Genomic DNA, 22,218 nt, shown 5'->3' with positions numbered 1-22,218 from the left:
AACAAGCAGAGAGGGGATCGAATCTATGGCACTGGAAGCAGACGTCAAGAAGGCGATCATCGAAGAGTACGCGACGCACCCCGGTGACACCGGATCCCCCGAGGTGCAGGTCGCAATGCTGACGCAGCGCATCAAGGACCTCACCGAGCACCTCAAGGAGCACAAGCACGACCACCACTCGCGTCGTGGGCTGTTCCTGCTCGTCGGTCAGCGCCGTCGTCTGCTCGGCTACCTCCAGGACATCGACATCGCGCGCTACCGCTCGCTGATCGAGCGTCTCGGACTCCGCCGCTAAGGCACTGCAGACCTGCGTACAATCGCGCAGAACATTCTTGAGAAGGCCGCCCCACGGTGTGGGGCGGCCTTCGTCATGTCACGAGGGGTTGACCCCCTCCCGGGTTTCCGATAGGAAAGTAGAAAGCTTTCCACACGGAAAGTGGAGGAGGTTCGACGTGCAGCAGAAGCCGGTTCCCGGTCAGGATGCCCTCGATCCGCCCGATGCCGACGTCGCGCGCCAGTATCTGGCGGCCGCGGATGCGGTGGTGGAGCGCCGGGACCGTGCCATCGACCGACGCGCGCTCGCCGGGCTCCAGATGGTCAATGCGGCTGTCACGGCCGGGTATCTCGTGGCGTTCGCGCTCGTCCTCCGGCAGGACGACGTCCTCGCCTCCCAGGTGATCCTGTTCACGTTCCTGGTGTGGGGGCAGCTGGCGAGCGGGATGGCTCAGCGCCACGGGATGCAGTGGCGCTGGAGTGCTTCACGGTGGCCGCTTCTTCTGGGTGGCGGCGTCGTTCTCGTCGGCGCGGTCCTCGTGTTCGGATTCGTGGCGTTGGATACGAGGCTCCCCGTCGGCATGGTGCTCATCCCGGCGGGCTTGGTCCTGGTGGGTATAGGAGGTTACGGCGCGGTTCAGCTCGTGCGCGCGGCCGGTGATCCGCGACCTCCGCGGCCTTCACCCCTCGCGCTCCCCACCGCCCTTCGGTGGGGGACCATTCTCGTCGGCGTCGTGCTCGGTGTGCTGACCATGCTCGCCGGAGCGCCCGACGGTGTGCTCAGGAGCGTGATCACGCTCCTGGTGATGCTGGCGCTGTTCACCTGGCTGGTGGTGTTCAACACACCCGTGGGCCTGCCCGCCGTCGGGGCCTCGTGGCGCTGGCCGCACGTCACGGCCTTCCTTCTGGCGGCCTGCGTCCCCGTGGCACTCGTGCTCGGCGGAGACGTGCTCGGTGATCGGGGGCTCGCGGGCGTCGTCGGCGGCGCGGTCGTGATGGTGCTCGTCATCGTCGCGTCCTTCATCCCCGGGCGGGCGAGCCGTGGCTGAGTCGCCCCCGAGGCCTCATCCGCGGACGCAGCTGGACGACAACTTCGCCTCACCGATCCGGTTCTCGCTCATGGCCGCGCTCGGTGACGGCATGGAGCTCGACTTCCCGGCGCTCCGCGACATCCTCCAGTGTGGCGACTCGCCCCTGAGCAAGGCCATCACGCATCTGCAGGCAGCCGGCTACGTGCTCGCGCGCAAAGGCACCGTCGGGGGCCGTTCGCGCACCTGGGTGCGGTCGACGAAGACGGGACGTGACGCCTTCGCGGCGCATCTCCAGGCGCTGCGCGAGATCGTCGCCCTCGGCGGCGCACAGATGCTGTGACCCTTCGGTCAGACCGGGGCGCCCACGAGGTCGGCGTGGTGGATGGCGGCGACGTCGGGGTGCGCGCGCAGACGTGATTTGAGCGCGTTCTCCCCGTAGAGGGCGTGGATGGGGTTGCTCGGGTCCTCGGTCACCCCTTTCGCCTCCGCCGCCAGTTCCTCCGGCAGCTCGATCAGCGGCAGGCGCTTGTCGAGCGCAGGGTTGAAGAAGAACGGGATGGAGATCCGCTCGTCCGGTGCCTGCGGCGACACCACGCGGTGGTTCGTGGCCTTCAGGTAGCCGCCGGTGGCGTACTCCAGCAGCTCTCCGATGTTGACGACGAACGCGCCGGGCACCGGGGGAGCGTCGACCCACGCTCCGTCGCGTTCGACCTGCAGGCCGCCCTTGCCCGGCTCCACCCAGAGCAGGGTGAGCACGCCGGAATCCTTGTGTGCACCCACGCCCTGCTGCGGCTCCGGCTCGTGGGTTCCCGGGTAACGGACGATCTTGATGAGCGTCGACGGCTCACCGAAATGCTCGTCGAAGTAGGACTCGTCCGCGCCCAGAGTCTGCGCCCAGGCGCGCAGGAGCTTGCGCGCGACCTCGGACAGCGTTTCGTGCCACTCGGCGACGACGTCCTTGAGCTCGGGCTGCGCCGACGGCCAGAGATTGGGGCCGATGAGCCGGTTGAAGGCGGGGCCGTCGTCGACGGGCTGGCGCTCGGGGCCGATGTCGATCTGCTCGCGCCAGTCGACCTTCCCCTGTGTCCGCTCGCCGCCGATGCGGGTGTAGCCGCGGAAGTGCGGGCTGTTCACGTTCTCGATCGCGAGCTTCTCCTCGTCGGGAAGCGCGAAGAAGTCCAGGGCCGCCCGGTGCAGTCGCTCCTCGAGTTCGGGGGAGATCCCCGTTCCCGTGAGGTAGAAGAATCCGACGTCGTGCGTCGCCGCACGGAGGTCGTCGCGGAATCGTGCCGCGGCGTCGGGGCCTTCGTCGAGCTGCGAGAGGTCGAGGATGGGGAGCGAGAGTTCAGCCATGGACAGAGGCTACGTCGCTCGCCCGGGGGTGCGATCCTCTGTTGCGCTCCGTTACTTCCGGTGCGTGCGTTCGGAGCGCTGTCGTGACGGTGCTAGAGTCTCTGAGGTAAGGGCTGCCTTACCTCAGTCACCGCCAGAGAGTGTTCTTCCGTGCTCGCCACTTTTCTCATCGGGCTCCGCGAGGGTCTCGAAGCCGCGCTCGTCGTCGGCATCCTCGTCGCCTACCTCCGTCGCCTCGGCCGGCAGGATGCGCTGCCGAAGATGTGGGCCGGAGTCGGCCTCGCGATCGCGCTGGCGCTGGGCATCGGCGCGGTACTGACCTTCGGCGCCTATGAGCTCACGTTCCAGGCGCAGGAGCTGATCGGGGGAGGGCTCTCCCTGCTCGCCGTCGCGATGGTCACCTGGATGATCTTCTGGATGCAGCGTGCCGGTCGCAGCATGAAGGCGACCCTGGAGGGCGGTATCGACCGCGCCCTCACCGCGGGCGGCCTGTGGGCGCTCATCGCCATCGGCTTCGTGTCCGTCGCTCGCGAGGGCATCGAGACGACCCTGCTGCTGTGGTCGATGGTCCAGTCGTTCGGCGATGCCCCCTCGGCGCTCCTTGGCGCCCTGCTCGGGCTCGTCGCAGCCGTGATCATCGGCTGGCTGATCTCGCGCGGTGCGCTGCGCCTCGATCTGCGTCGCTTCTTCGCCTGGACCGGCGGCTTCCTCGTCATCGTCGCGGCCGGCGTCCTGGCCTACGCGTTGATGGACCTGCAGGAGGCCGGGGCCCTTCCCGGGCCGTTCACGGCGCTGGCGCCCATCGACGCCGTGACCGGCGGCGTGGCCGTGGGCTGGGCCGCGTTCCCCTTCGGGTGGGCGTTCGACGTCTCGGCGACGATCGCCCCCGGTGGGCCGCTCGCCTCGATCCTGCAGGCGACCGTCGGCTTCATGCCCGCGATGACGTGGCTTCAGGTCATCGGATGGGTGCTCTACATCTCGATCGTCGGATGGCTCTACATCCGCGGTCTCCGCTCGAGGCGTCCGTCGAAGCCGCACGGCTCGACCGAACCCTCATCCGAATCCCCCTCTCTCTCACAACAAGGAGCAGCATGACCACCTCGCACCGGATCCTGGGGGTGCTCGCCGCCACGGGAGCAGCCGTCCTCGTCCTGAGCGGCTGCGTCGCGAAGAGTGACGCGCAGGCCACCGCGGCCTTCGACGTCTCGTCGACCGCCACCGACTGCGCCGTGTCCGCGGCGACGGCGAAGAGCGGGACGCTGACCTTCAACGTCAAGAACGACACCGATCAGGTCTCGGAGTTCTACCTGCTGGCCGAGGACGGGCTGCGTATCGTCGGAGAGGTCGAGAACATCGCCCCCGCGGCATCGCGCACGCTCACGGTCGTCGCGCAGCCGGGAGACTACTTCACCCTCTGCAAGCCGGGCATGATCGGCGACGGCGTCGGCAAGACGGCGTTCACCGTCACCGGAGACCGCGTCGCGGTGGACGGCCCTGATGCCGAGCAGAAGCAGAAGGCCGTCGATCTCTACGCCGCGTTCGTGAAGGACCAGGTGGGTCAGCTCGTCCCGGCCGTCGAGGACTTCGTCGCCGCCTACGAGTCCGGTGACGACGAGACCGCGCGCACGCTCTTCCCGCAGACCCGCGCGTTCTACGAGCGCATCGAGCCCGTGGCCGAGGCGCTGGGCGACCTCGACCCGCGCATCGACTACCGCGAGGTCGACGCGGTGGCCGAGGGGCTGGACTGGACGGGCTTCCACCGCATCGAGAAGGACCTGTGGGTCCCGGCGCAGGATGCGCTGAACGCCGACGGCGAGACCCCGGCATGGCAGGACTGGGCGCCGTCGACGCCGCAGGAGCGCGCCGACTACGGCGACCTGCTGCTCGCGGACGTGCAGGAGCTGTACGACTACGTGCACTCGGACGCTTTCACCACCGCGCTCGACGATCAGGGCATCGGCGGCATCTCGAACGGAGCGATCGCGCTGCTCGACGAGGTGGCCACCGGGAAGATCTCCGGTGAGGAGGACTGGTGGTCGGGCACCGACCTCTACGACTTCGCCGCGAACGTCGAGGGCTCGAAGATGGCGTTCTCGCTGGTGCAGGACTTCGCCGTCGCGCAGGGTGATGACGGCGAGGCTCTGGTCGCTCAGATCGAGTCGGGCTACGCCGCCCTCGAGGAGTCCCTCGCCGCCCATGGTTCCCTGACCGACGGTTTCGTGGGTTACTCGGAGCTGACCGAGGCGGACAAGCGCGAGTTCACCGATCTGATCAACGCCCTGGCCGAGCCGCTGTCGCAGCTCACCAGCACGGTCCTCGACTGACCAGCGTCGCGCTGGACCGACCGAGTACGATCACGGACGTGAACGAACCAGAAGCGGGTGCCGCACCCGAGGAATCATCGACGGGCGCGGCATCCGCTCCCTCCGGGCTGAGCAGGCGAGGCCTTCTGGGCCTCGCCATCGGCGGGGGCGTCGCAGGGCTTGCAGTCGGCGCCGGCGCCGGGCTCACCGGTGGGGTGGCGATCGGCCGGGCGCGCGCAGCGGAAGACGCGCATTCCGCGTACGAGTTCTTCGGCGCCCACCAGGCGGGCATCACCACTCCGGTGCAGGATCATCTGCACTTCGCGAGCTTCGACATGATGCCGCGGACCGATCGCGAAGACCTGATCTCGCTGCTGCAGGACTGGTCCTATGCCGCATCGCGCATGGTGCAGGGCCTCGAAGTGAGCGCGACGGGTGCGGTGGGCGGGCCGGCCGAGGCTCCGCCGGACGACACGGGAGAGGCTCTCGGGCTTCCGGCGGCCGGACTCACGCTCACATTCGGCTTCGGGCCCGGACTCTTCGAGAACGAGGACGGCGACCGCTACGGGATCGCCGCGCAGCGTCCGGCAGGCCTCGAACGTCTGCCCGCCTTCCTCGGAGACGATCTCGATCCGCAGACCTCCCACGGCGACCTCTGCATCCAGGCGTGCGCCGACGATCCGCAGGTCGCGGTGCACGCGATCCGCAACCTCAGTCGCATCGCCTTCGGGCGCGCACGCCTGCGCTGGTCGCAGCTCGGGTTCGGCAAGACCTCGCGCACCACAGCGGCGCAGGCGACGCCGCGCAACCTCTTCGGGTTCAAGGACGGCACGGCGAACATCCTGGCCGACGACACCGAAGCGCTCGCCGACCACGTCTGGGTGTCCTCGAACGACGAGCCTGCGTGGATGGCCGGCGGCTCGTATCTCGTGGCGAGGAAGATCGCCATGCTCATCGAGACCTGGGATCGTGTTCGTCTCTCCGAGCAGGACAACATCATCGGTCGCGACAAAGGCGAGGGGGCGCCGCTCTCGGGCGGGGACGAGTTCACCGCCCCGGTCTTCGACTCCACCGCGATCGATGCGAACAGCCACGTGAGCCTCGCGCATCCCGATCAGAACGACGGCATCCGCATCCTCCGCCGGGGCTACAACTACGTCGACGGGAACAATGCGCTCGGTCGGCTCGACGCCGGACTCTTCTTCCTGTCCTATCAGCGCGACCCTGCGCAGTTCATCTCGTTGCAGCGGCGGCTCTCGACCGACTTGATGAACGAGTACATCCGCCACGTCGGCTCCGGGATCTGGGCTGTGCCGGCGGGGGCGAAGCCGGGATCCTTCGTGGGCGAGGCCCTGTTCGCCTGACGGGTCAAGACGCGCGGGTGAGCGTCTCGACCGCGAAGGCGGCGATGTCGTCGGCGCCGAAGTGGTCGTCGGCGGTGATCGTGACCACAGCGTCGTCGAGGAAGATCAGCAGCTGACCGTGGGCGCCGTGCAGTCGCCAGGCCGGGCCGGGGCCGCCCCACCCCGCGAGAGCGTATCTCTCATAGATCGCACCTTCGCCGGCGGCGCCCCAGTCGCTGTGCATCTGGTCGATCCACCCGGAAGCGACCAGCCGGCGCCCCTCCCATACGCCGCGATCGCGGATCAGCAGGCCGAGACGGGACAGTTCCTCCGTGCGCAGAGGAAGGCCGCCCCCGGCGACGATGCGACCGCGGGGGCTGCGCTCCCACTCCACGTCGTCGATGCCGAGCGGAGCGAACAGACGGGGGACCAGATAGTCGCCCACGTCGCCCACGCGTGCGGCCAGGGCGGCCATCGCGGTGTAGGTGCTCGCATTGGAGTACTGGAACGTCCGTCCGCGCGATGGCCGCCGCAGGAACTCGCGCGCGAGGTCGGGCCAGTCGGTCATCATCGTCTCGGACCAGGGCAGGTCGACGCCGCTCGTCATCGAGAGCAGGTGCCGCAGAGTGACCTCGTCGTTGCCCTCTCCGAGCTCGAAGCCGGGAAGATACGTCGACACGGGTTCGTCGAGGGACACGGCGCCCTCGTCCGCGGCCATCCCCGCGGCGAGCACGCAGACGCCTTTCGCGATGGAGTGGACGTCTTCGCGCACATCGGCGGTCCACCGGTGCTGGGCGGTGTCGGACGCCACGCGCACATGCAGGCCGTGGGCGCCGAATCCCGAGGACTCCACCTGTTGGACGATGCGGTCTCGGACGGTCTGCGCGCGGGTCACGCTCTCGAGGTTATCGCCCGCCTCTAGCGCGGTCGCCGCGATCCGGTCGGGTCATTCCTGCGGCCCTCCTTGGAGGCGAGCTCCGGATCGGCGAACAGCCAGCCCGGCCGCGGTTCGACCAGCGGGCGGAACACCCGTCTCACCGGTCTCGTCGCCAACGCGAGCGCGATCACGACCGACAGGATGGTCACGAGCGGGAGCCAGATCCAGGTGGGCTCCAGGTCGCGCAGGATCCCGCTCTCCCGGAACGGGTAGAGCACGAACGAGTGCAGCAGGAACACGTACATCGTGTACTGACCGAACGTCGTCCACCAGTGCGCGCCTCGGGGGACCAGGCAGAAGAAGGCGGCGCTGAGGATGACGGCGAGCAGCATCAGGAGGATACGGACACCGCCGGCCCACCACTGCTCACCACCGAGGTCCGCATAGGAGTCCTCGTAGAAGAGCCAGTGGCGCAGGTCGATGGCCTGCCACACGGGAAGCCAGTTCCAGGCGGCCCAGCCGATCGCCGCGAAGATCGCGACGGCACCGGCGCGCAGCCACCACGGACGGAAGTCGAGGAGTCTGAACCTGTCGACGATGTCGTGCTCGCGAAGCCACCAGCCGAGTGTGAAGAACGGCAGCAGACCCAGGGTGCGCGAGAGCGAGAAGGTGCTGTCGATGTTGGGCAGGTAGCCGACGCCGACCGAGATCACGATGGTCCACAGCAGGGGCCAGCGCAGCAGGGCGAGGTAGGGGAGCACGAGTCGGAAGATGCCGAGGGCGAGCAGGAACCAGAGCGTCCAGCTCGGCCGGGTGAGGTTCGGGTCCGCCTGGCCTTCCACGAGCCACTTCGTGAGCGTCCAGAGCGTCTCGAAGATGACGTAGGGGAGGATGATGTCGGTGATCACCCTGGCCATCTGCGTCTTGGTGGGGGAGCCGGACTTCGAGAAGTAGCCCGAGATGATCGCGAACGCCGGCATGTGGAACGCGTACAGCGCCAGGTAGAAGGCGAAGGCGATGTCGGAGTCGTAGATGAGGCGCTGGATGGCATGACCGAGGACGACGAGGACGATGCAGACGTAGCGGGCGTTGTCCCAGAACGGCACGCGCCTGCGCTTGCGGGGAACCGATCCTGTGGGGGGACCTGCGATGTCGGCGCCGGCACTGCTCATCGTTCGAGGGTACAGGCCGGGAATAAAGTTGCTGTGAGCGCGTTGACACAGATACATTCAAATGAATAGAAGCGGATGCGAGTCGTCCGGTTCGGAGACACGGAGCAATCATGAGCGAGCAGTCAGGCGCGCAGGCGATGCAGTTCGGCATCATGTCGGTCAGCGACATCACCCGCGATCCCACCACGGGGATCACCCCGAGCGAGCAGGAGCGCATCAAGGCCACGACGGCGATCGCGGTGCACGCGGAAGAGGTCGGGCTCGACGTCTTCGCGATCGGCGAGCACCACAACCCGCCTTTCTGGTCCTCCAGCCCCACGACCTTCCTCGCGGCCCTGGCCGCGCAGACCGAGCGTCTGATCGTGTCCACCTCCACGACGCTCATCACCACGAACGACCCGGTGCGCATCGCCGAGGAGTACGCGATGCTCCAGCACGTGTCCGACGGTCGCATGGACCTCATGCTCGGTCGTGGCAACACCGGCCCGGTGTATCCGTGGTTCGGCCAGGACATCCGCCAGGGACTGCCGCTCGCCATCGAGAACTACGCGTTGCTGCACAAGCTGTGGCGTGAGGACGTCGTCGACTGGGAGGGCAAGTTCCGCACGCCGCTGCAGGGCTTCACCTCGACCCCGCGCCCGCTCGACGGCATCGCACCGTTCGTGTGGCACGGCTCGATCCGCACGCCCGAGATCGCCGAGCAGGCGGCCTACTACGGCGACGGCTTCTTCGCGAACAACATCTTCTGGCCGAAGGAGCACTACCAGCGTCTGATCGAGCTGTACCGTCAGCGCTACGCGCACTACGGACACGGCACGCCCGAGCAGGCGATCGTCGGGCTCGGCGGCCAGGTGTTCATGGCAGCGAAGTCGCAGGACGCCGTGAACCAGTTCCGGCCGTACTTCGACAACGCACCTGTCTACGGTCACGGTCCGAGCATGGAGGACTTCACCGAGATGACGCCCCTGACGGTGGGATCACCGCAGCAGGTCATCGACCGCTACGCCGCCATGCGCGAGTATTACGGCGACTACCAGCGTCAGCTGTTCCTCATCGACCACGCCGGTCTGCCGCTGAAGACGGTGCTCGAGCAGCTCGACATCCTCGGTTCGGAGGTCGTTCCGGTGCTCCGCAAGGAGCTGGCGAAGGACCGCCCGGCATCCGTGCCCGACGCGCCGACCCACGCGGCGCGGGTGACGGCCGAGTTCGGCGACGGCCCGACCCGACAGGCGCGTCCCGGTGCGAACCGCGGCGACAATCTGACCGGCGACTCGCCCTACCAGGACAGCCCGGCCCCCGCCGGTGCGGCGTTCGGGCTCGCCCGGAAGGAGGCGTGAGATGACCACGCGTCCATCGCGGTCATCTCGGCCGGCCTGTCGAATCCGTCCTCCACGCGGATGCTCGCTGATCGACTCGCGGCGGAGACCGTGAACGCGCTCGCCGGGCACGACGTCGACGCGAGCGTTGACGTGATCGAGCTGCGCGACTACGCGCACGACATCACGAACAACATGCTCACGGGGTTCGCGCCCCCGGCGCTGGAGACGGCGATCAACACGGTGGTCTCCGCCGACGCTCTGATCGCGGTGACGCCGATCTTCTCGACGAGCTACTCGGGTCTGTTCAAGTCGTTCATCGATGTGCTCGACCCCGATGCTCTCACCGGCACACCCGTGCTGATCGGTGCGAACGCCGGCACCGCGCGGCACTCGCTGGCGATCGACTACGCGATCCGGCCGCTCTTCGCCTATCTTCACGCGGAGGCCGTGTCGACCGGCGTGTTCGCGGCGTCGAGCGACTGGGGTGGCGCCGGTGACGACGTCGCCCCGCTGGCCAAGCGCGTCGAGAAGGGTGCCAGAGAGCTCGCAGAGGCGATCGTGCGTCGTGAGGCTTCGGCTGTCGTCGATCCGTACGATCCCGCGACCTACCTGGGCGAGGGACGCTCTTTCGGTCATCTGCTGGGCGGTCTCGCAGGCGAGTGAGTCGCGCATGACGCCATCGACGATGTCCGAGGGATGTCGTACGGTGGCGTCATGCCCACGCCCCCCGCGATCATCGCGCTCCAGGAACGATTCTCCGGCACCCTCCTCCTTCCCGATGACGCCGGTTACGAAGAGGCTCGACGGCCGTGGAACCTCGCTGTCGAGCAGCGTCCGGAGGCGGTCGCGACGCCCGCCGACGTCGAAGACCTCCGCGCACTGCTGATCGCCGCCCGGGAGTCGGGCGTGCGGATCGCGATCCAGCCCGGCGGGCACGGAGCCCTCGACTCTCTGCGCGGCGCCGTGCTGGTGCGCATGGGTGCGTTCGACGCTCTGGAGATCGACGTCGAGAGCGGCATCGCGAAGATCGGTGCCGGCGTGCGCTGGGGATCGGTCGTCGAGGCCCTGGAAGGCACCGGATGGGTCGCACCGGCCGGCACCAGCCCCGTCGTCAGCGTCGCCGGGTACACCCTGGGCGGCGGACACTCGTGGTTCAGTCGCACGGCGGGTCTCGGCTCGGACAACCTCCGTGCGGCCTGGGTGCTGCGCACAGACGGCACGCACGAACGCGTCGATGACGATGTCGACCCCGACCTCATGTGGGCACTGCGAGGAGCCGGCGGCCTCGTGGGCGTGGTGACCGCACTCGAGATCGACCTCATCAGCGCGCCCGCCGTCTGGGGTGCGAATCTCACCTTCGACCTCGCGGATGCCCCGGCGGTCGTCCGTGCCGTCCGCGACCTCGCCGCCTCCGCTCCGCCCACGCTGAACGTCTTCCTGGACTCGATGCGCATGCCCGATGCCCCCCAGCTCCCCGAGCAGATCAGGGGGCGCAGCTTCCTCACCGTGCAGGCCCTGTCGACGGACGGGCCGCAGGAGGAGCTGATCGACACGGTGCGCCGGGCCGGCGAGGTGCGCAGCGACGTCACCGGTCCGACCTCGCCGGCGGCTCTCGCTGCCGCCTCCGGCGAACCCACGGACCCGACGCCCGGGGGCGGCGCATCGATGGCGTTGAGCGTCCTCGACGATGCGACCATCGACGCGCTGCTCGAATTCCGCGAGCTCCCGGAGCAGTGGCCGATCATGGGCATCGGCATCCGCATGCTCGGCGGCGCGCTCGACGCACCGCGACGCCAGGGCCTCGCCTCTCTGGAGTCCGTGGGGTGGCTGCTGCACGCTCTCGTGCCGATCATCCCGGGAGTGCCCACTGAACCGGGAGAGGCGAGTCTGGTCGCGTTCCGGGAGCTGCTGGCACCGAACGAGGCCCCGCAGACCGTGGCGACCTTCCTCGATCCGGAGCAGACGCTCCAGAACTGCGGGTCGGCCGACGAGATCGCCCGGCTTCGCGATCTGCGGATGCGCTTCGATCCTGACGCCGTCCTGCACGACGGGCGCCTGCCCCGCTGAGGATCAGGTCGCGGGTCCGCGGCTCCGCTTCCAGTGGTACTCGGTCTCCGGCCGTCCGCGCGTGCCGTACCGGGCGGACCGGGTGAGCACGCCTTCCGCGACCAGATGCTCCAGGTAGCGGCGCACCGCCACCCTGGACATGCCCAGACGCTCGGCGGCCTCGCTCGCCGACAGGGGACCGTCGGTGCGCAGTTCTGCGGTGACCCTGTCCAACGAGGCCGCCGAGAGCCCCTTGGGAAGCACGATCGTTCCGGTGGAGCGGCCGAGCAACGCGTCGATCTCCGCCTGCGTGGCTTCGCCGTCTGTGGCCCGGGCCTGCTCCCGATGCGTGCGGTACTGCTCCATCCGCTCGCGGAACACCGCGAAGGGGAACGGTTTGACGAGGTACTGGAAGACACCGAGCGCCGCCATCTGCCGCACGGCCTCCGCGTCGCGCACGCCGGTGATGGCGATCACGTCCACGGCGGCGGAGCGGCCGCGCAGCGCGCGGAGCACATCGATGCCGGAGCCGTCGGGCATCGTGATGTCGAGCAGAACGAGGTCGAACGTGCCAGGGCGCTCGAGCACGGCCGTCACGGCGGCACGGGCACCCGTGCATTCGCCGGCGACCTCGAACCCTTCCAGACGTGCCACATAGTCGCGATGCAGTTCGAGGGTCAGAGAATCGTCGTCGACGATGAGGGTGCGGATCATTGCTGCGACCTCCGCGGTGACGCGGCCGGAAGGATGACCCGGAATGTCGTCGGGTCGTCGCTCACCGTCACCGAGCCGCCCGCTCCTATCACCACGGAACGCACGAGCGCCAGGCCGATGCCGCGTCCCTGCGCATCGGCGGGCTTCGTGGAGTAGCCCTGGTCGAAGATCCGCTCACGCACGGCCGGCGGGATTCCGGGACCGCTGTCCGAAACCTCCAGCACGATCCCCGCACCCTCGTGCGAGCGGAGAGAGACCTGCACCCAGCGGTCGTCCGACTCGACGGCGGCATCCATGGCGTTGTCGACGAGGTTGCCGAGCACCGAGACGGCATCGACGGGCGACAGCGGCGTGCGGGGTGCGTCCGGCTCGATGTGCACCCGCCAGTCGATGCCGCGCTCCTTGGCCTGGGAGGCCTTGCCCAGCAGGAGCGCGCCGACAGCGGGATCACCGTGACGTCGCGCGGTCACCTGATCGACGAGCGACTGGCTCTGTCGAGACGTCTCCGTGAGGATCTCGATCGCCTCGTCACGGCGTCCGAGCTCGAGCAGCGCCACCGCCGCGTGCATCCGGTTCCCGTGCTCGTGGGTCTGTGCGCGCAGGGCCTCTCCGAGGGTGCGGATCGACTCGTACGAGGACACCGCGTCGCGCACCTGCCCGGGCGGCAGGTCGCCGGCGATGCGACGGGTCACCCGACGGGCGATCACCGCGCCGCCGGCGCCGAGCGCGACGAGGCCCACCGTGATACCGAGCGTGAGCGGCAGGCGGCGGATCAGGGTATCGGTGATGGATTCTGTCGTCACACCGGCGGCGACCCAGCCGATCAGTTCTCCATCCGCTGCGGTGACGGGAGTGATCGTGCGCACGGAGGGTCCGAGGGTTCCGGTGAACTCCTCGGTCAGAGTCTGCGGTGACGCGGGGATCGTGCCCAGGTAGATCCCGCCGATCTGGTCGGCGTCGGGGTGGGTGATCCGCGTGCCGTCCGGGGTCATGACCGTGATGAAGTCGAGCCCCGCGCCGGCGATCACGTCGAGGGAGTACGGCTCGAGCACCTGGGTCGCCGCGCCCTGATCGTTCGAGCGCAGACTGTCGATCACCAGAGGCGAGGCGGCGAAGGAGGCCGAGGTGGCCGCCGTCACCCGTTCGGCCTCGGCGCGGATCGATCGTTGCGCTTCGATGACGAGGAAGACCGCCACGAGGGCGCCGATCACGACCGCCGCGACAAGCAGCACCACGAAGACGCGTGAGGCGGTGCTGCGGCTGCGGGAGGTGTGCGCCATCGCTTCCTCCGATCGTCGATGCTCAGGTGCCGTGACCAATACGACCACAACTCGCCCCGATGCGTGAAGTCGGACACCGTGATCACTGATCGGCGGCGAAGCAGCCGCCCACCCGGACGAAGACGTCGAAGATCGAGGAGGACGCGATGGCGCTCACAACAGGATTCTCACTGCCGAAGTTCAATTGGCGCCGAGGGAAGCAATCGTGGGATCGGCACACGTGGCTGTATGTGTCCGTGCTCCTCGCGGTCGTGCTCGGCGCCGTCGTCGGCCTCGTCTGGCCGGAGGTCGGACAGGCGTTCGAACCGCTGGGCAAGGGTTTCGTCGCGCTGATCAAGATGATGATCGCGCCGATCATCTTCTGCACGATCGTGGTCGGGGTGGGTTCCATCGCAAAGGCGGCCACCGTCGGCAAGATCGGGGGACTGGCGCTGCTGTACTTCATGATCATGTCCACCTTCGCGCTCGCGATCGGACTCGTCGTCGGCAACATCATCCACCCCGGCGCGGGACTGGACATGGCCTCCTCCACCTACGACGCGGTCGAAGCGGAGGCCAAGACGACGCAGGAGTTCATCCTCGGCATCATCCCGACCACGTTCTTCTCGGCCTTCACCGGGGAGAGCGTGCTGCAGGTGCTGTTCATCGCGCTGCTCGTCGGCTTCGCCCTCCAGGGGCTCGGGGATCGCGGCGCCCCGATCATGGAGGCCGTCAAGCAGCTCCAGAAGCTGGTCTTCCGCATCCTCGGGATGATCCTGTGGCTCGCGCCGCTCGGAGCGTTCGGTGCGATCGCGGCCGTCGTGGGCAAGACCGGCGTCGCGGCGATCTGGAGCCTGGGCACGCTGATGATCGCGTTCTACATCACCTGCATCCTGTTCATCGTCGTGATCCTCGGGGTGCTGCTGTGGACGGTGACCCGCGTGAACATCTTCGCCCTCATGAAGTACCTGGCCAGGGAGTACCTGCTCATCGTCGGCACCTCCTCGTCGGAATCGGCGCTTCCTCGACTGATCGCGAAGATGGAGTTCGTCGGCGTCTCCAAGCCCGTGGTGGGCATCACCGTCCCGACCGGGTACTCGTTCAACCTCGACGGTACGGCGATCTACCTCACGATGGCCTCGCTGTTCATCGCCACGGGCATGGGGCAGCCGATGACGATCGGTGAGCAGATCGGTCTGCTGGTGTTCATGATCATCGCGAGCAAGGGCGCAGCGGGGGTTACCGGTGCCGGTCTTGCCACCCTCGCCGGTGGTCTCCAGGCCTATCGTCCCGATCTGGTGGACGGCGTCGGCGTGATCGTGGGCATCGACCGGTTCATGTCGGAAGGGCGCGCGCTCACGAACTTCACGGGCAACGCGGTGGCGACGCTCCTCATCGGCACCTGGACGAAGCAGATCGACCGCGACCGCGTGCGTCGGGTGCTCAGCGGCGAAGTCCCCTTCGACGAGTCGCTGCTCGACGGCGTGGACGCCCACGGGCAGGTGGATGCCCCGCAGGCCGCTGACGTGCAGGAGCTCCGTGAGGCGGCCGTCGCAGAGATGGCGGCGAAGGAGGAACGGGCCAGAGCTCGCGCAGAACGCGCCTGAGGAGAGGGTGAGGGATGCGGGAGACCGGCTGAGCCGGCTCCCGCATCCGCGCGGTCAACCGCTCTTGCGTCGGAACTCGCGCCGGGTCTGCGGGGCGTTCGCACTGTGCACGGCGGAGTCGCCGTCGAGGTGTGCCTCGCCCTGCCGGTGGTGCGCGTTCTTCTTCTCGAGCGCTTCCTTGAACTTGCGCTTCATCTCCTCGGAGGAGGAGGCGCCTTCTTCGGTGCTCATGCCCCGAGCCTAGAGCACGCGCTCTGGCGGGTCACCCTCGCCGGCGTCGCAGACACACGTCGATCAGCGCCCCGAGCCCGATCGCGAGCACGATCGACACGGGCACCGCGACGAGCGGTCCACCGGGGAGGATCGCCGCGACGGCCGCCCCCACGGCGGCCTGGTACAGCGCCCACCCGGTCGCAGCGAGGGCGACGAGGGCGAGGTAGCGGGGAGGAGGGATGCGCGAGGCCCCCGCGACCAGGTTGATCGCCAGCCGCGCGAAGGGTACGAACCGGGCGGTGAACAGCACCGTCGCCATCCCGCCGTCCAATCGGCGTCGGGCCCACGCCAGAGCCTGTTGCACGCGGGGGACCCGCATCCACCGCCATCGCTGCGTACCCACCGACCGCCCGATCAGGTAGCAGCACGCGTCTCCGACGGTCGCGGCGACCGCGGCACACAACACCACGGCCCAAAGTGGTGGTGAACCGGTCGTCACCGCGATGGCACCGAGTGCGGTCACCGCGACCTCGCCCGGCACCACGACGAAGAAGGCATCCCCGACCACCAGCAGGCTCATCAGCACCAGACTCCACGGGCTCGAGAGCGATGCGGTCAGCAGATCCATCGGCACGTCGCCCACTGTGCCTGCAACGGGTGAACGGGAACCAAAGACCGGATAGCCGGTGACCCGCTCTCCAGCATCCGGTGAACATCTGGTGCGCAGGGGCGTCTGCGGCGAACACGGCCCCCGAGGCCCGTCATCCTGGGGCTGTGAGAGTAGCGATCGTCACGGAGTCCTTTCTTCCGCACATGAACGGCGTCACCGGTTCGGTGCTGCAGATCCTTCGCCACCTCGAACGGCGAGGACACGAGGCGCACGTGATCGCGCCCGCCGCCGTCGGCGCACCGATTGAGATCAGCGGGACCAGGATCGAAGCGATTCCCAGCCTCCCGCTCCCGGGGTACCGTCACGTCAGGGTCGGCACGTCGAGCGCCCGCCGCGTCGCCGCCTCGCTCGCGCGCTTCCAGCCCGATGTGGTGCACCTCGCCTCTCCGTTCGCTCTGGGCTGGCGAGGGGTGCTCGCGGCCGAACGCCTGGACCTCCCCGCCGTCGCCGCGTATCAGACCGACGTCGCGGCGTACACCGAGCGCTACGGGATCGCCGCCACCACAGGTATCGCCCACACTCACATCACCCGTCTCCACCGGCGCGCGACGATGACTCTGGCGCCATCGGCGGATGCGGCCCAGCAACTCGCCGCGCTCGGCATCGATCGCGTCCGACGCTGGGGGAGAGGAGTCGATGCCGAGCGTTTCCACCCCTCCCGGCGAGAGAGCGCTCTCCGCGCGGGCTGGGGCGCCGAAGTCGTGATCGGCTACGTCGGACGCCTCGCTCCCGAGAAGCAGGTCGAAGACCTCGCCGCGCTCCGTGGCATCCCGGGGACGCGTCTGGTGATCGTCGGGGACGGACCCAGCAGAGCGCGGCTGGAGAGCCGGCTCCCCGATGCCCTGTTCCTCGGCCACCTCGAAGGCGGAGCGCTGCCGGCGGCGATGGCGTCGTTCGACCTGTTCGTGCACCCGGGAGAGAGTGAGACCTTCGGGCAGACCCTGCAGGAAGCGCACGCGAGCGGCGTCCCCGTCGTCGCCACGGGTCGCGGCGGCCCGCTCGACCTCGTGCGCATGGGGATCGACGGATGGCTGTATCGGCCGGGAGACCTCGACGACCTGCGGATGCGCGTGGCCGACCTGGCCGGAGATACGCGCAAGCGACGCGCCTTCGGTGAGGCGGGCCGCGACGCCGTGCAGGAACGCAGCTGGGAGAGCGTCTGCGATCAGCTCCTCGACCACTTCGCGGAGGCACGACGGCTGCACGCGGCGGACACCGGGGCTCGCGCTCGCCGCATCGTGCGCCCCGAGTCGCCCGCACCGGTCGCCGCCCGCCGATGGCAGCGCTACGTCGCGCTCGGGGACTCCCTCACCGAAGGACTCTGCGACCCGGCCCCGGACGGAGCCCTGCGAGGGTGGGCCGACCGCCTCGCGCTGCTGCTCGCTGCCAGGGGAGGCCTGCACTACGCGAACCTGGCCATCCGCTCGAAGCGCGTGCAGGACCTGTCCGGCCCCCAACTGGCGAGGGCGCTCGAGCTGCGGCCCGACCTCGTGTCGATCCTGATCGGAGCCAACGACCTCGTGAAGCGCCGTGTCGATGTCGCCGCGCTCGCCGCCGAGGTCGAAGGGGCGGTGCGGCAGCTGCGGGGGATCGGCGCCGACGTGCTCCTGGTCACCCCGTTCCTGCCCGGCCGACGCGCTGCAGCCCTCTACACCCGGCGGTTCTCCGCCTTCGCCACCGCGCTGACGGGGATCGCGACCCGCACCGGGGCGATCCTGATCGATACGGATCTGCACCCCTCGCTGGCCGAGCGTCCGAACTGGGGGGAAGACCTCGTGCACCTGAGCAGCCGAGGCCACCGCTTCCTCGCCTACCGGGCCGGTGAGATGCTCGGGGTGCCCGATGCCGACGCGCTCGGAGCGCTCGATGCCGCGATGCACGAGCACGAGCCCATCGGCGCGGGGGTGTGGTGGCGTCGGCACGCGCTGCCCTGGGTCTGGCGTCGTCTGCACGGTCGGGCAGCCGGTGACGGGAGGGTCGCGAAGCACGACGACTACGTCTACCTCGGTCGGTCGTCCGCGGCGCGTTCCGCGTTCGTGGGGTGACCTCGGCCAGGGCGGGCGGTCAGCGTCGCCCCATGCCGTGGTACTGCCAACCGGCGGCGCGCCAGGCCGCGGAGTCGAGACAGTTGCGACCGTCGACGATGATCCGTCCGCGCACGAGAGCGCCGGCATGTTCGGGGGAGAGGTCGCGGCGGTACTCGTCCCACTCGGTGACGACGACGACGGCATCGGCTTCCCTCAGGGCGTCGTCACGGTCGCGGGCGTAGCCGAGCTGAGGGTGAAGAGCCGCCGCGTTGTCGAGTGCGGCCGGATCGGTCACGACGACGTCCGCACCCAGCCCCCGCAGGCGGACGGCGACGTCGAGGGCAGGGGAGTCGCGGATGTCGTCGCTGAAGGGTTTGAAGGCGGCGCCGAGCACGGCGATCCTGCGGCCGAACACCAGTCCGCCCAGGGCGTCGACCACGATCTGCACCGCTCGGTCGCGACGCCGGAGGTTGATCGCGTCGACTTCGCGCAGGAAGCCGACCGCTTCCCCTCGACCGAGTTCCTCCGCCCGGGCGGTGAACGCTCGGATGTCCTTCGGGAGGCAGCCCCCGCCGAAGCCGATGCCCGCGCCCAGGTATCGTCGCCCGATCCGGGTGTCGTGGCCGAGCGCGTCGGCGAGCAGAGCGACGTCGGCGCCCGACGCTTCCGCGATCTCCGCCATCGCGTTGATGAACGAGATCTTGGTGGCGAGGAAGGCATTGGCCGCGCCCTTCACGAGTTCGGCCGTCGCGAGGTCCGTGACCAGGAAGGGCGTCCCGGCGTCGATGCTCGAGGTGTACACCTCTCGGAGCACACCGACGGCGCGCTCTCCGGCGGCATCCGCCTCGGCGCCGACCACGAGGCGATCCGGTGTCAGGGTGTCGTTCACCGCCCATCCCTCGCGGAGGAACTCGGGGTTCCACACGAGTGCGGCTCCGGCGGCGACGACGCGCTCCGCCAGTCCTGCGGCGGTTCCCACCGGCACGGTCGACTTGCCCGCCACCACGTCTCCCGCACGCAGGTGGGGGAGCAGGCGGTCGAGCGCCGCGTGGACGTAGTGGAGGTCCGCGGCGTGACCTCCAGGAATCTGAGGGGTCCCGACGGCGAGGAAGTGCACCTGCGCACCCGAGGCGTCCGCCATCCGGCTGCTGAAGCGCAGTCGTCCCGAGCTCAGGCCGTCGGCGAGGAGCTCCGAGAGCCGCGGCTCGAAGAACGGCGCCGATCCGGCGGCCAGAGCGCTCACCTTCTGCTCATCGACGTCGATGCCGATGACGTCGTGTCCGATCGAGGCCATGGCGGCGGCGTGCACGGCACCGAGGTACCCGCAGCCGATCACTGACAAGCGCATGGCTCCACCACAGCGGATGCTCCCCACGCTGGAGCATCCGCGCGGTGAACGGGCTGTGACCGGCCGATGTCGTATCCGCGATGCGTGACGACGCGCAGGATTCGAGGTCCGCGCTGGTAGGGTGGATGAGGTTGACGTGTGTCAACTGCACAATTTCACATCGACTCATGGAGCGATCGGCGGAGAAGCTGGTCCCCTGTGGTGGGTTCCTCGGCGCGTGTCGGGTGGCTTTCTACTGGTGGCCAGCGCAGGCGAGATTCGCGGGAGTGCCCGCGCGCCCGAACCCTTCCGTTCCGCTCCTTTGAACACGCTCGCGCGTCACATGGATTCGCGAGTCTAAACAAAGAAGGAGAGACCTCTTGGAAGGTCCTGAAATCACCGCCACCGAGGCCGTTCTCGACAACGGCCGCTTCGGCACCCGCACCATCCGCTTCGAGACCGGCCGCCTCGCGCAGCAGGCTCAGGGCGCAGTCGCCGCGTACCTCGACGGCGAGACCATGCTCCTCTCGGCCACCAGCGCAGGGAAGCACCCGCGCGAAGGCTTCGACTTCTTCCCGCTGACGGTCGACGTCGAGGAGCGTTCCTACGCTGCCGGCAAGATCCCGGGCTCGTTCTTCCGCCGCGAGGGTCGTCCCTCCACCGAGGCGATCCTGGTCTGCCGTCTGATCGACCGCCCGCTGCGCCCGTCGTTCGTCGACGGACTGCGCAACGAGGTCCAGGTCGTCATCACCGTCATGTCGATCGCACCGGGCGAGTTCTACGACGCGCTCGCGATCAACGCGGCTTCCGCGTCGACCCAGATCTCGGGTCTGCCGTTCTCCGGCCCGGTCGCCGGTGTGCGCCTCGCGTTCATCCCCGGCCAGGGCGAGCACGCCGACCAGTGGGTCGCGTTCCCGAACGCGGAGCAGGTCAGTGAGGCTGTGTTCGACCTGATCGTCGCCGGTCGCGTCGTCACCAAGTCCGATGGCTCGGAAGACGTCGCCATCATGATGGTCGAGGCTGAGGCCACCGAGGGCAGCTGGAACCTGATCAAGGCCGGCGCCACCAAGCCCGATGAGGCTGTCGTGGCCCAGGGTCTCGAGGCATCGAAGCCCTTCATCGCGCAGCTCGTCAAGGCTCAGGCCGAGCTCGCCGCCACCGCGTCGAAGGAGCCGGGCGTGTACCCGGTCTTCCCCGCATACAGCGACGAGGTCTACAGCTTCGTCTCCGAGCGCGCGTTCGCCGAGCTCAGCGACGTCTACCAGATCGCCGACAAGGTCGAGCGTCAGACCGCTGACGATGCGATCAAGGACCGTGTCAAGGCAGAGCTCATCGAGGCCACAGAGGCGGGTTCGCTCCCGGCTGCGGCTCCGCTCGAGTTCTCCGCCGCGTACAAGTCCGTCACGAAGAAGATCGTCCGCGGACGCATCCTCACCGAGGGCGCTCGCATCGACGGTCGCGGACTCGCGGACATCCGTCCGCTCGACGCCGAGGTGCAGGTCATCCCGCGCGTGCACGGCTCCGCGATCTTCCAGCGCGGCGAGACCCAGATCCTGGGTGTCACCACGCTGAACATGCTCAAGATGGAGCAGCAGATCGACTCGCTGTCGCCCGTCACGAGCAAGCGCTACATGCACCACTACAACTTCCCGCCCTACTCGACCGGTGAGACCGGCCGCGTGGGTTCGCCGAAGCGTCGCGAGATCGGGCACGGCTTCCTCGCCGAGCGCGCGCTCGTGCCGGTTCTGCCCAGCCGCGAGGAGTTCCCGTACGCGATCCGTCAGGTGTCCGAGGCGCTGAGCTCCAACGGTTCCACCTCGATGGGTTCCGTCTGTGCATCGACGCTGTCGCTGCTCAACGCGGGTGTGCCGCTGCGTGCGGCCGTCGCCGGTATCGCCATGGGTCTCGTCTCCGACGAGGTCAACGGTGAGACCCGTTACGCCGCGCTGACCGACATCCTGGGTGCTGAGGATGCTCTCGGCGACATGGACTTCAAGGTCGCGGGTACCAGCGAGTTCGTCACGGCCATCCAGCTGGACACGAAGCTCGACGGCATCCCGACGTCGGTGCTCACCGGCGCGCTGACCCAGGCCCGTGACGCTCGTCTGACGATCCTCAACGTCCTGAACGCCGCGATCGACGCTCCTGACGAGATGGCGCCCACCGCGCCCCGCGTCATCAGCGTGCAGATCCCCGTCGACAAGATCGGCGAGCTGATCGGCCCGAAGGGCAAGACGATCAACGCGATCCAGGACGAGACCGGTGCGCAGATCTCCATCGAGGAGGACGGCACCGTCTACATCGGCGCGACCGATGGTCCGTCGGCCGAGGCCGCTCGTGCCCAGGTCAACGCGATCGCCAACCCGACCAATCCGGAGATCGGCGAGCAGTTCCTCGGAACCGTCGTGAAGATCGCCACCTTCGGTGCGTTCGTCTCGCTGCTCCCGGGCAAGGACGGCCTGCTCCACGTCACCGAGGTGCGCAAGCTCGCCGGTGGCAAGCGGGTCGAGAACGTCGATGACGTGCTCTCGGTCGGCCAGAAGATCCTCGTGAAGATCACGAAGATCGACGACCGTGGCAAGCTCTCGCTCGAGCCCGTCCTCGACGACGCTCCGGCCGCTGACGCAGCGCCCGCAGAGGACGCTGCCGCCGAGTAAGCGCACGCTCTGAACCGGAACCCGGGT

The 22,218-nt window shown here is 68.8% G+C and carries 20 protein-coding genes; 12 read left to right on the top strand and 8 right to left on the bottom strand.

What is annotated here, in order from left to right:
- The first annotated feature begins 25 nt into the window (after positions 1–25).
- From rpsO to ACP699_RS03985, 3 genes are all read left to right on the top strand, one after another.
- A complete protein-coding gene (rpsO, locus tag ACP699_RS03995; protein ID WP_017830938.1) occupies positions 26–295 on the top strand; it encodes a 30S ribosomal protein S15 in 270 nt (89 codons plus the stop codon).
- A 157-nt stretch (positions 296–452) separates the two neighbouring features.
- The gene (locus ACP699_RS03990) at positions 453–1,322 is read left to right on the top strand and encodes a hypothetical protein (protein WP_426169358.1); all 870 of its coding nucleotides are present in this window, start codon (positions 453–455) and stop codon (positions 1,320–1,322) included.
- The gene (locus tag ACP699_RS03985; protein ID WP_017830936.1) at positions 1,315–1,644 is read left to right on the top strand and encodes a transcriptional regulator; all 330 of its coding nucleotides are present in this window, start codon (positions 1,315–1,317) and stop codon (positions 1,642–1,644) included. Before ACP699_RS03990 ends, ACP699_RS03985 begins: the two co-directional genes overlap by 8 nt.
- An 8-nt stretch (positions 1,645–1,652) precedes the next feature.
- On the opposite strand, the gene ACP699_RS03980 is transcribed toward ACP699_RS03985, so the two are convergent.
- Positions 1,653–2,657: an isopenicillin N synthase family dioxygenase gene (locus ACP699_RS03980; RefSeq protein ID WP_055872765.1), complete on the bottom strand. Its 1,005-nt coding sequence runs from the start codon at positions 2,655–2,657 to the stop codon at positions 1,653–1,655.
- A 150-nt stretch (positions 2,658–2,807) separates the two neighbouring features.
- Here ACP699_RS03980 and efeU point away from each other — a divergent pair, with 150 nt between their 5' ends.
- Genes efeU through efeB form a run of 3 tightly spaced genes read left to right on the top strand, consistent with a single transcriptional unit; the run spans position 2,808 to position 6,324 of the window.
- Positions 2,808–3,752, top strand: coding sequence for an iron uptake transporter permease EfeU (gene efeU, locus ACP699_RS03975; protein WP_055872763.1), 945 nt, complete (start codon positions 2,808–2,810; stop codon positions 3,750–3,752).
- The gene (gene efeO, locus ACP699_RS03970) at positions 3,749–4,981 is read left to right on the top strand and encodes an iron uptake system protein EfeO (RefSeq protein ID WP_141386362.1); all 1,233 of its coding nucleotides are present in this window, start codon (positions 3,749–3,751) and stop codon (positions 4,979–4,981) included. The genes efeU and efeO overlap by 4 nt, the downstream gene beginning before the upstream one ends.
- A 38-nt stretch (positions 4,982–5,019) precedes the next feature.
- Positions 5,020–6,324: an iron uptake transporter deferrochelatase/peroxidase subunit gene (efeB, locus tag ACP699_RS03965; protein ID WP_200935134.1), complete on the top strand. Its 1,305-nt coding sequence runs from the start codon at positions 5,020–5,022 to the stop codon at positions 6,322–6,324.
- 4 nt (positions 6,325–6,328) lie between these two features.
- Here efeB and ACP699_RS03960 read toward each other — a convergent pair whose 3' ends face one another.
- Together ACP699_RS03960 and ACP699_RS03955 are read right to left on the bottom strand one after the other, a co-directional pair.
- Entirely contained in the window at positions 6,329–7,198 is an 870-nt protein-coding gene (locus ACP699_RS03960) for a serine hydrolase domain-containing protein (RefSeq protein ID WP_426169350.1), read from the bottom strand.
- Positions 7,199–7,221: 23 nt separating this feature from the next.
- Complete coding sequence (locus ACP699_RS03955; RefSeq protein ID WP_055868758.1) at positions 7,222–8,352, bottom strand: acyltransferase family protein; 1,131 nt, start codon at positions 8,350–8,352, stop codon at positions 7,222–7,224.
- 110 nt (positions 8,353–8,462) lie between these two features.
- On the opposite strand from ACP699_RS03955, the gene ACP699_RS03950 reads away from it, so the two are divergent.
- From ACP699_RS03950 to ACP699_RS03940, 3 genes are read left to right on the top strand one after another with little or no spacing between them, the layout of a single operon-like run.
- Positions 8,463–9,689, top strand: a complete 1,227-nt coding sequence (locus ACP699_RS03950; RefSeq protein WP_426169346.1) for an LLM class flavin-dependent oxidoreductase — start codon at positions 8,463–8,465, stop codon at positions 9,687–9,689.
- A 60-nt stretch (positions 9,690–9,749) separates the two neighbouring features.
- Positions 9,750–10,334 (top strand): CE1759 family FMN reductase, encoded by a 585-nt coding sequence (locus tag ACP699_RS03945; RefSeq protein ID WP_426169343.1) that lies wholly within the window; start codon positions 9,750–9,752, stop codon positions 10,332–10,334.
- A 51-nt stretch (positions 10,335–10,385) separates the two neighbouring features.
- Positions 10,386–11,738, top strand: a complete 1,353-nt coding sequence (locus ACP699_RS03940; RefSeq protein WP_426169340.1) for an FAD-binding oxidoreductase — start codon at positions 10,386–10,388, stop codon at positions 11,736–11,738.
- Between the two features lie 3 nt (positions 11,739–11,741).
- Here ACP699_RS03940 and ACP699_RS03935 read toward each other — a convergent pair whose 3' ends face one another.
- Both ACP699_RS03935 and ACP699_RS03930 read right to left on the bottom strand, forming a co-directional pair.
- The gene (locus ACP699_RS03935; protein WP_055868751.1) at positions 11,742–12,431 is read right to left on the bottom strand and encodes a response regulator; all 690 of its coding nucleotides are present in this window, start codon (positions 12,429–12,431) and stop codon (positions 11,742–11,744) included.
- On the bottom strand, positions 12,428–13,711 hold the full coding sequence (locus ACP699_RS03930) for an ATP-binding protein (protein WP_426169336.1): 1,284 nt from the start codon (positions 13,709–13,711) through the stop codon (positions 12,428–12,430). Before ACP699_RS03930 ends, ACP699_RS03935 begins: the two co-directional genes overlap by 4 nt.
- A 146-nt stretch (positions 13,712–13,857) precedes the next feature.
- On the opposite strand from ACP699_RS03930, the gene ACP699_RS03925 reads away from it, so the two are divergent.
- Positions 13,858–15,297 carry a cation:dicarboxylate symporter family transporter gene (locus tag ACP699_RS03925; RefSeq protein WP_055868747.1) on the top strand — a complete coding sequence of 480 codons (1,440 nt, stop codon included), beginning with the start codon at positions 13,858–13,860 and terminating at the stop codon, positions 15,295–15,297.
- A gap of 54 nt (positions 15,298–15,351) precedes the next feature.
- Here the strand turns inward: ACP699_RS03925 and ACP699_RS03920 are convergent, their stop codons facing one another.
- Entirely contained in the window at positions 15,352–15,528 is a 177-nt protein-coding gene (locus ACP699_RS03920; RefSeq protein ID WP_017830923.1) for a DUF5302 domain-containing protein, read from the bottom strand.
- Between the two features lie 31 nt (positions 15,529–15,559).
- Positions 15,560–16,138 (bottom strand): DedA family protein, encoded by a 579-nt coding sequence (locus ACP699_RS03915; protein WP_426169331.1) that lies wholly within the window; start codon positions 16,136–16,138, stop codon positions 15,560–15,562.
- Positions 16,139–16,284: 146 nt separating this feature from the next.
- Between ACP699_RS03915 and ACP699_RS03910 the strand changes: the two genes are divergently transcribed.
- The gene (locus ACP699_RS03910) at positions 16,285–18,225 is read left to right on the top strand and encodes a GDSL-type esterase/lipase family protein (RefSeq protein ID WP_426169328.1); all 1,941 of its coding nucleotides are present in this window, start codon (positions 16,285–16,287) and stop codon (positions 18,223–18,225) included.
- 19 nt (positions 18,226–18,244) lie between these two features.
- Here the strand turns inward: ACP699_RS03910 and ACP699_RS03905 are convergent, their stop codons facing one another.
- Positions 18,245–19,555, bottom strand: coding sequence for a UDP-glucose dehydrogenase family protein (locus tag ACP699_RS03905; RefSeq protein ID WP_426169325.1), 1,311 nt, complete (start codon positions 19,553–19,555; stop codon positions 18,245–18,247).
- Between the two features lie 359 nt (positions 19,556–19,914).
- Between ACP699_RS03905 and ACP699_RS03900 the strand changes: the two genes are divergently transcribed.
- Entirely contained in the window at positions 19,915–22,191 is a 2,277-nt protein-coding gene (locus ACP699_RS03900; protein ID WP_141386351.1) for a polyribonucleotide nucleotidyltransferase, read from the top strand.
- Positions 22,192–22,218 lie beyond the last annotated feature (27 nt).

Origin of the sequence: Microbacterium sp. DWRC1-3 (assembly GCF_049896645.1) — a bacterium.
Taxonomy (GTDB): Bacteria; Actinomycetota; Actinomycetes; order Actinomycetales; family Microbacteriaceae; genus Microbacterium; species Microbacterium maritypicum.
The sequence above is the reverse complement of the archived record's forward strand: the minus strand, read 5'-3'. Positions and strand labels throughout refer to the sequence as shown.

Excerpts from the sequence above, each read along its gene's own strand:
- rpsO (WP_017830938.1), top strand. The coding sequence starts at position 26 with ATGGCACTGGAAGCAGACGTCAAGAAGGCGATCATCGAAGAGTACGCG.
- ACP699_RS03980 (WP_055872765.1), bottom strand. The coding sequence starts at position 2,657 with ATGGCTGAACTCTCGCTCCCCATCCTCGACCTCTCGCAGCTCGACGAA.
- efeO (WP_141386362.1), top strand. The coding sequence starts at position 3,749 with ATGACCACCTCGCACCGGATCCTGGGGGTGCTCGCCGCCACGGGAGCA.
- ACP699_RS03955 (WP_055868758.1), bottom strand. The coding sequence starts at position 8,352 with ATGAGCAGTGCCGGCGCCGACATCGCAGGTCCCCCCACAGGATCGGTT.
- ACP699_RS03950 (WP_426169346.1), top strand. The coding sequence starts at position 8,463 with ATGAGCGAGCAGTCAGGCGCGCAGGCGATGCAGTTCGGCATCATGTCG.
- ACP699_RS03945 (WP_426169343.1), top strand. The coding sequence starts at position 9,750 with ATGCTCGCTGATCGACTCGCGGCGGAGACCGTGAACGCGCTCGCCGGG.
- ACP699_RS03940 (WP_426169340.1), top strand. The coding sequence starts at position 10,386 with ATGCCCACGCCCCCCGCGATCATCGCGCTCCAGGAACGATTCTCCGGC.
- ACP699_RS03935 (WP_055868751.1), bottom strand. The coding sequence starts at position 12,431 with ATGATCCGCACCCTCATCGTCGACGACGATTCTCTGACCCTCGAACTG.
- ACP699_RS03930 (WP_426169336.1), bottom strand. The coding sequence starts at position 13,711 with ATGGCGCACACCTCCCGCAGCCGCAGCACCGCCTCACGCGTCTTCGTG.
- ACP699_RS03925 (WP_055868747.1), top strand. The coding sequence starts at position 13,858 with ATGGCGCTCACAACAGGATTCTCACTGCCGAAGTTCAATTGGCGCCGA.
- ACP699_RS03920 (WP_017830923.1), bottom strand. The coding sequence starts at position 15,528 with ATGAGCACCGAAGAAGGCGCCTCCTCCTCCGAGGAGATGAAGCGCAAG.
- ACP699_RS03915 (WP_426169331.1), bottom strand. The coding sequence starts at position 16,138 with ATGGATCTGCTGACCGCATCGCTCTCGAGCCCGTGGAGTCTGGTGCTG.
- ACP699_RS03905 (WP_426169325.1), bottom strand. The coding sequence starts at position 19,555 with ATGCGCTTGTCAGTGATCGGCTGCGGGTACCTCGGTGCCGTGCACGCC.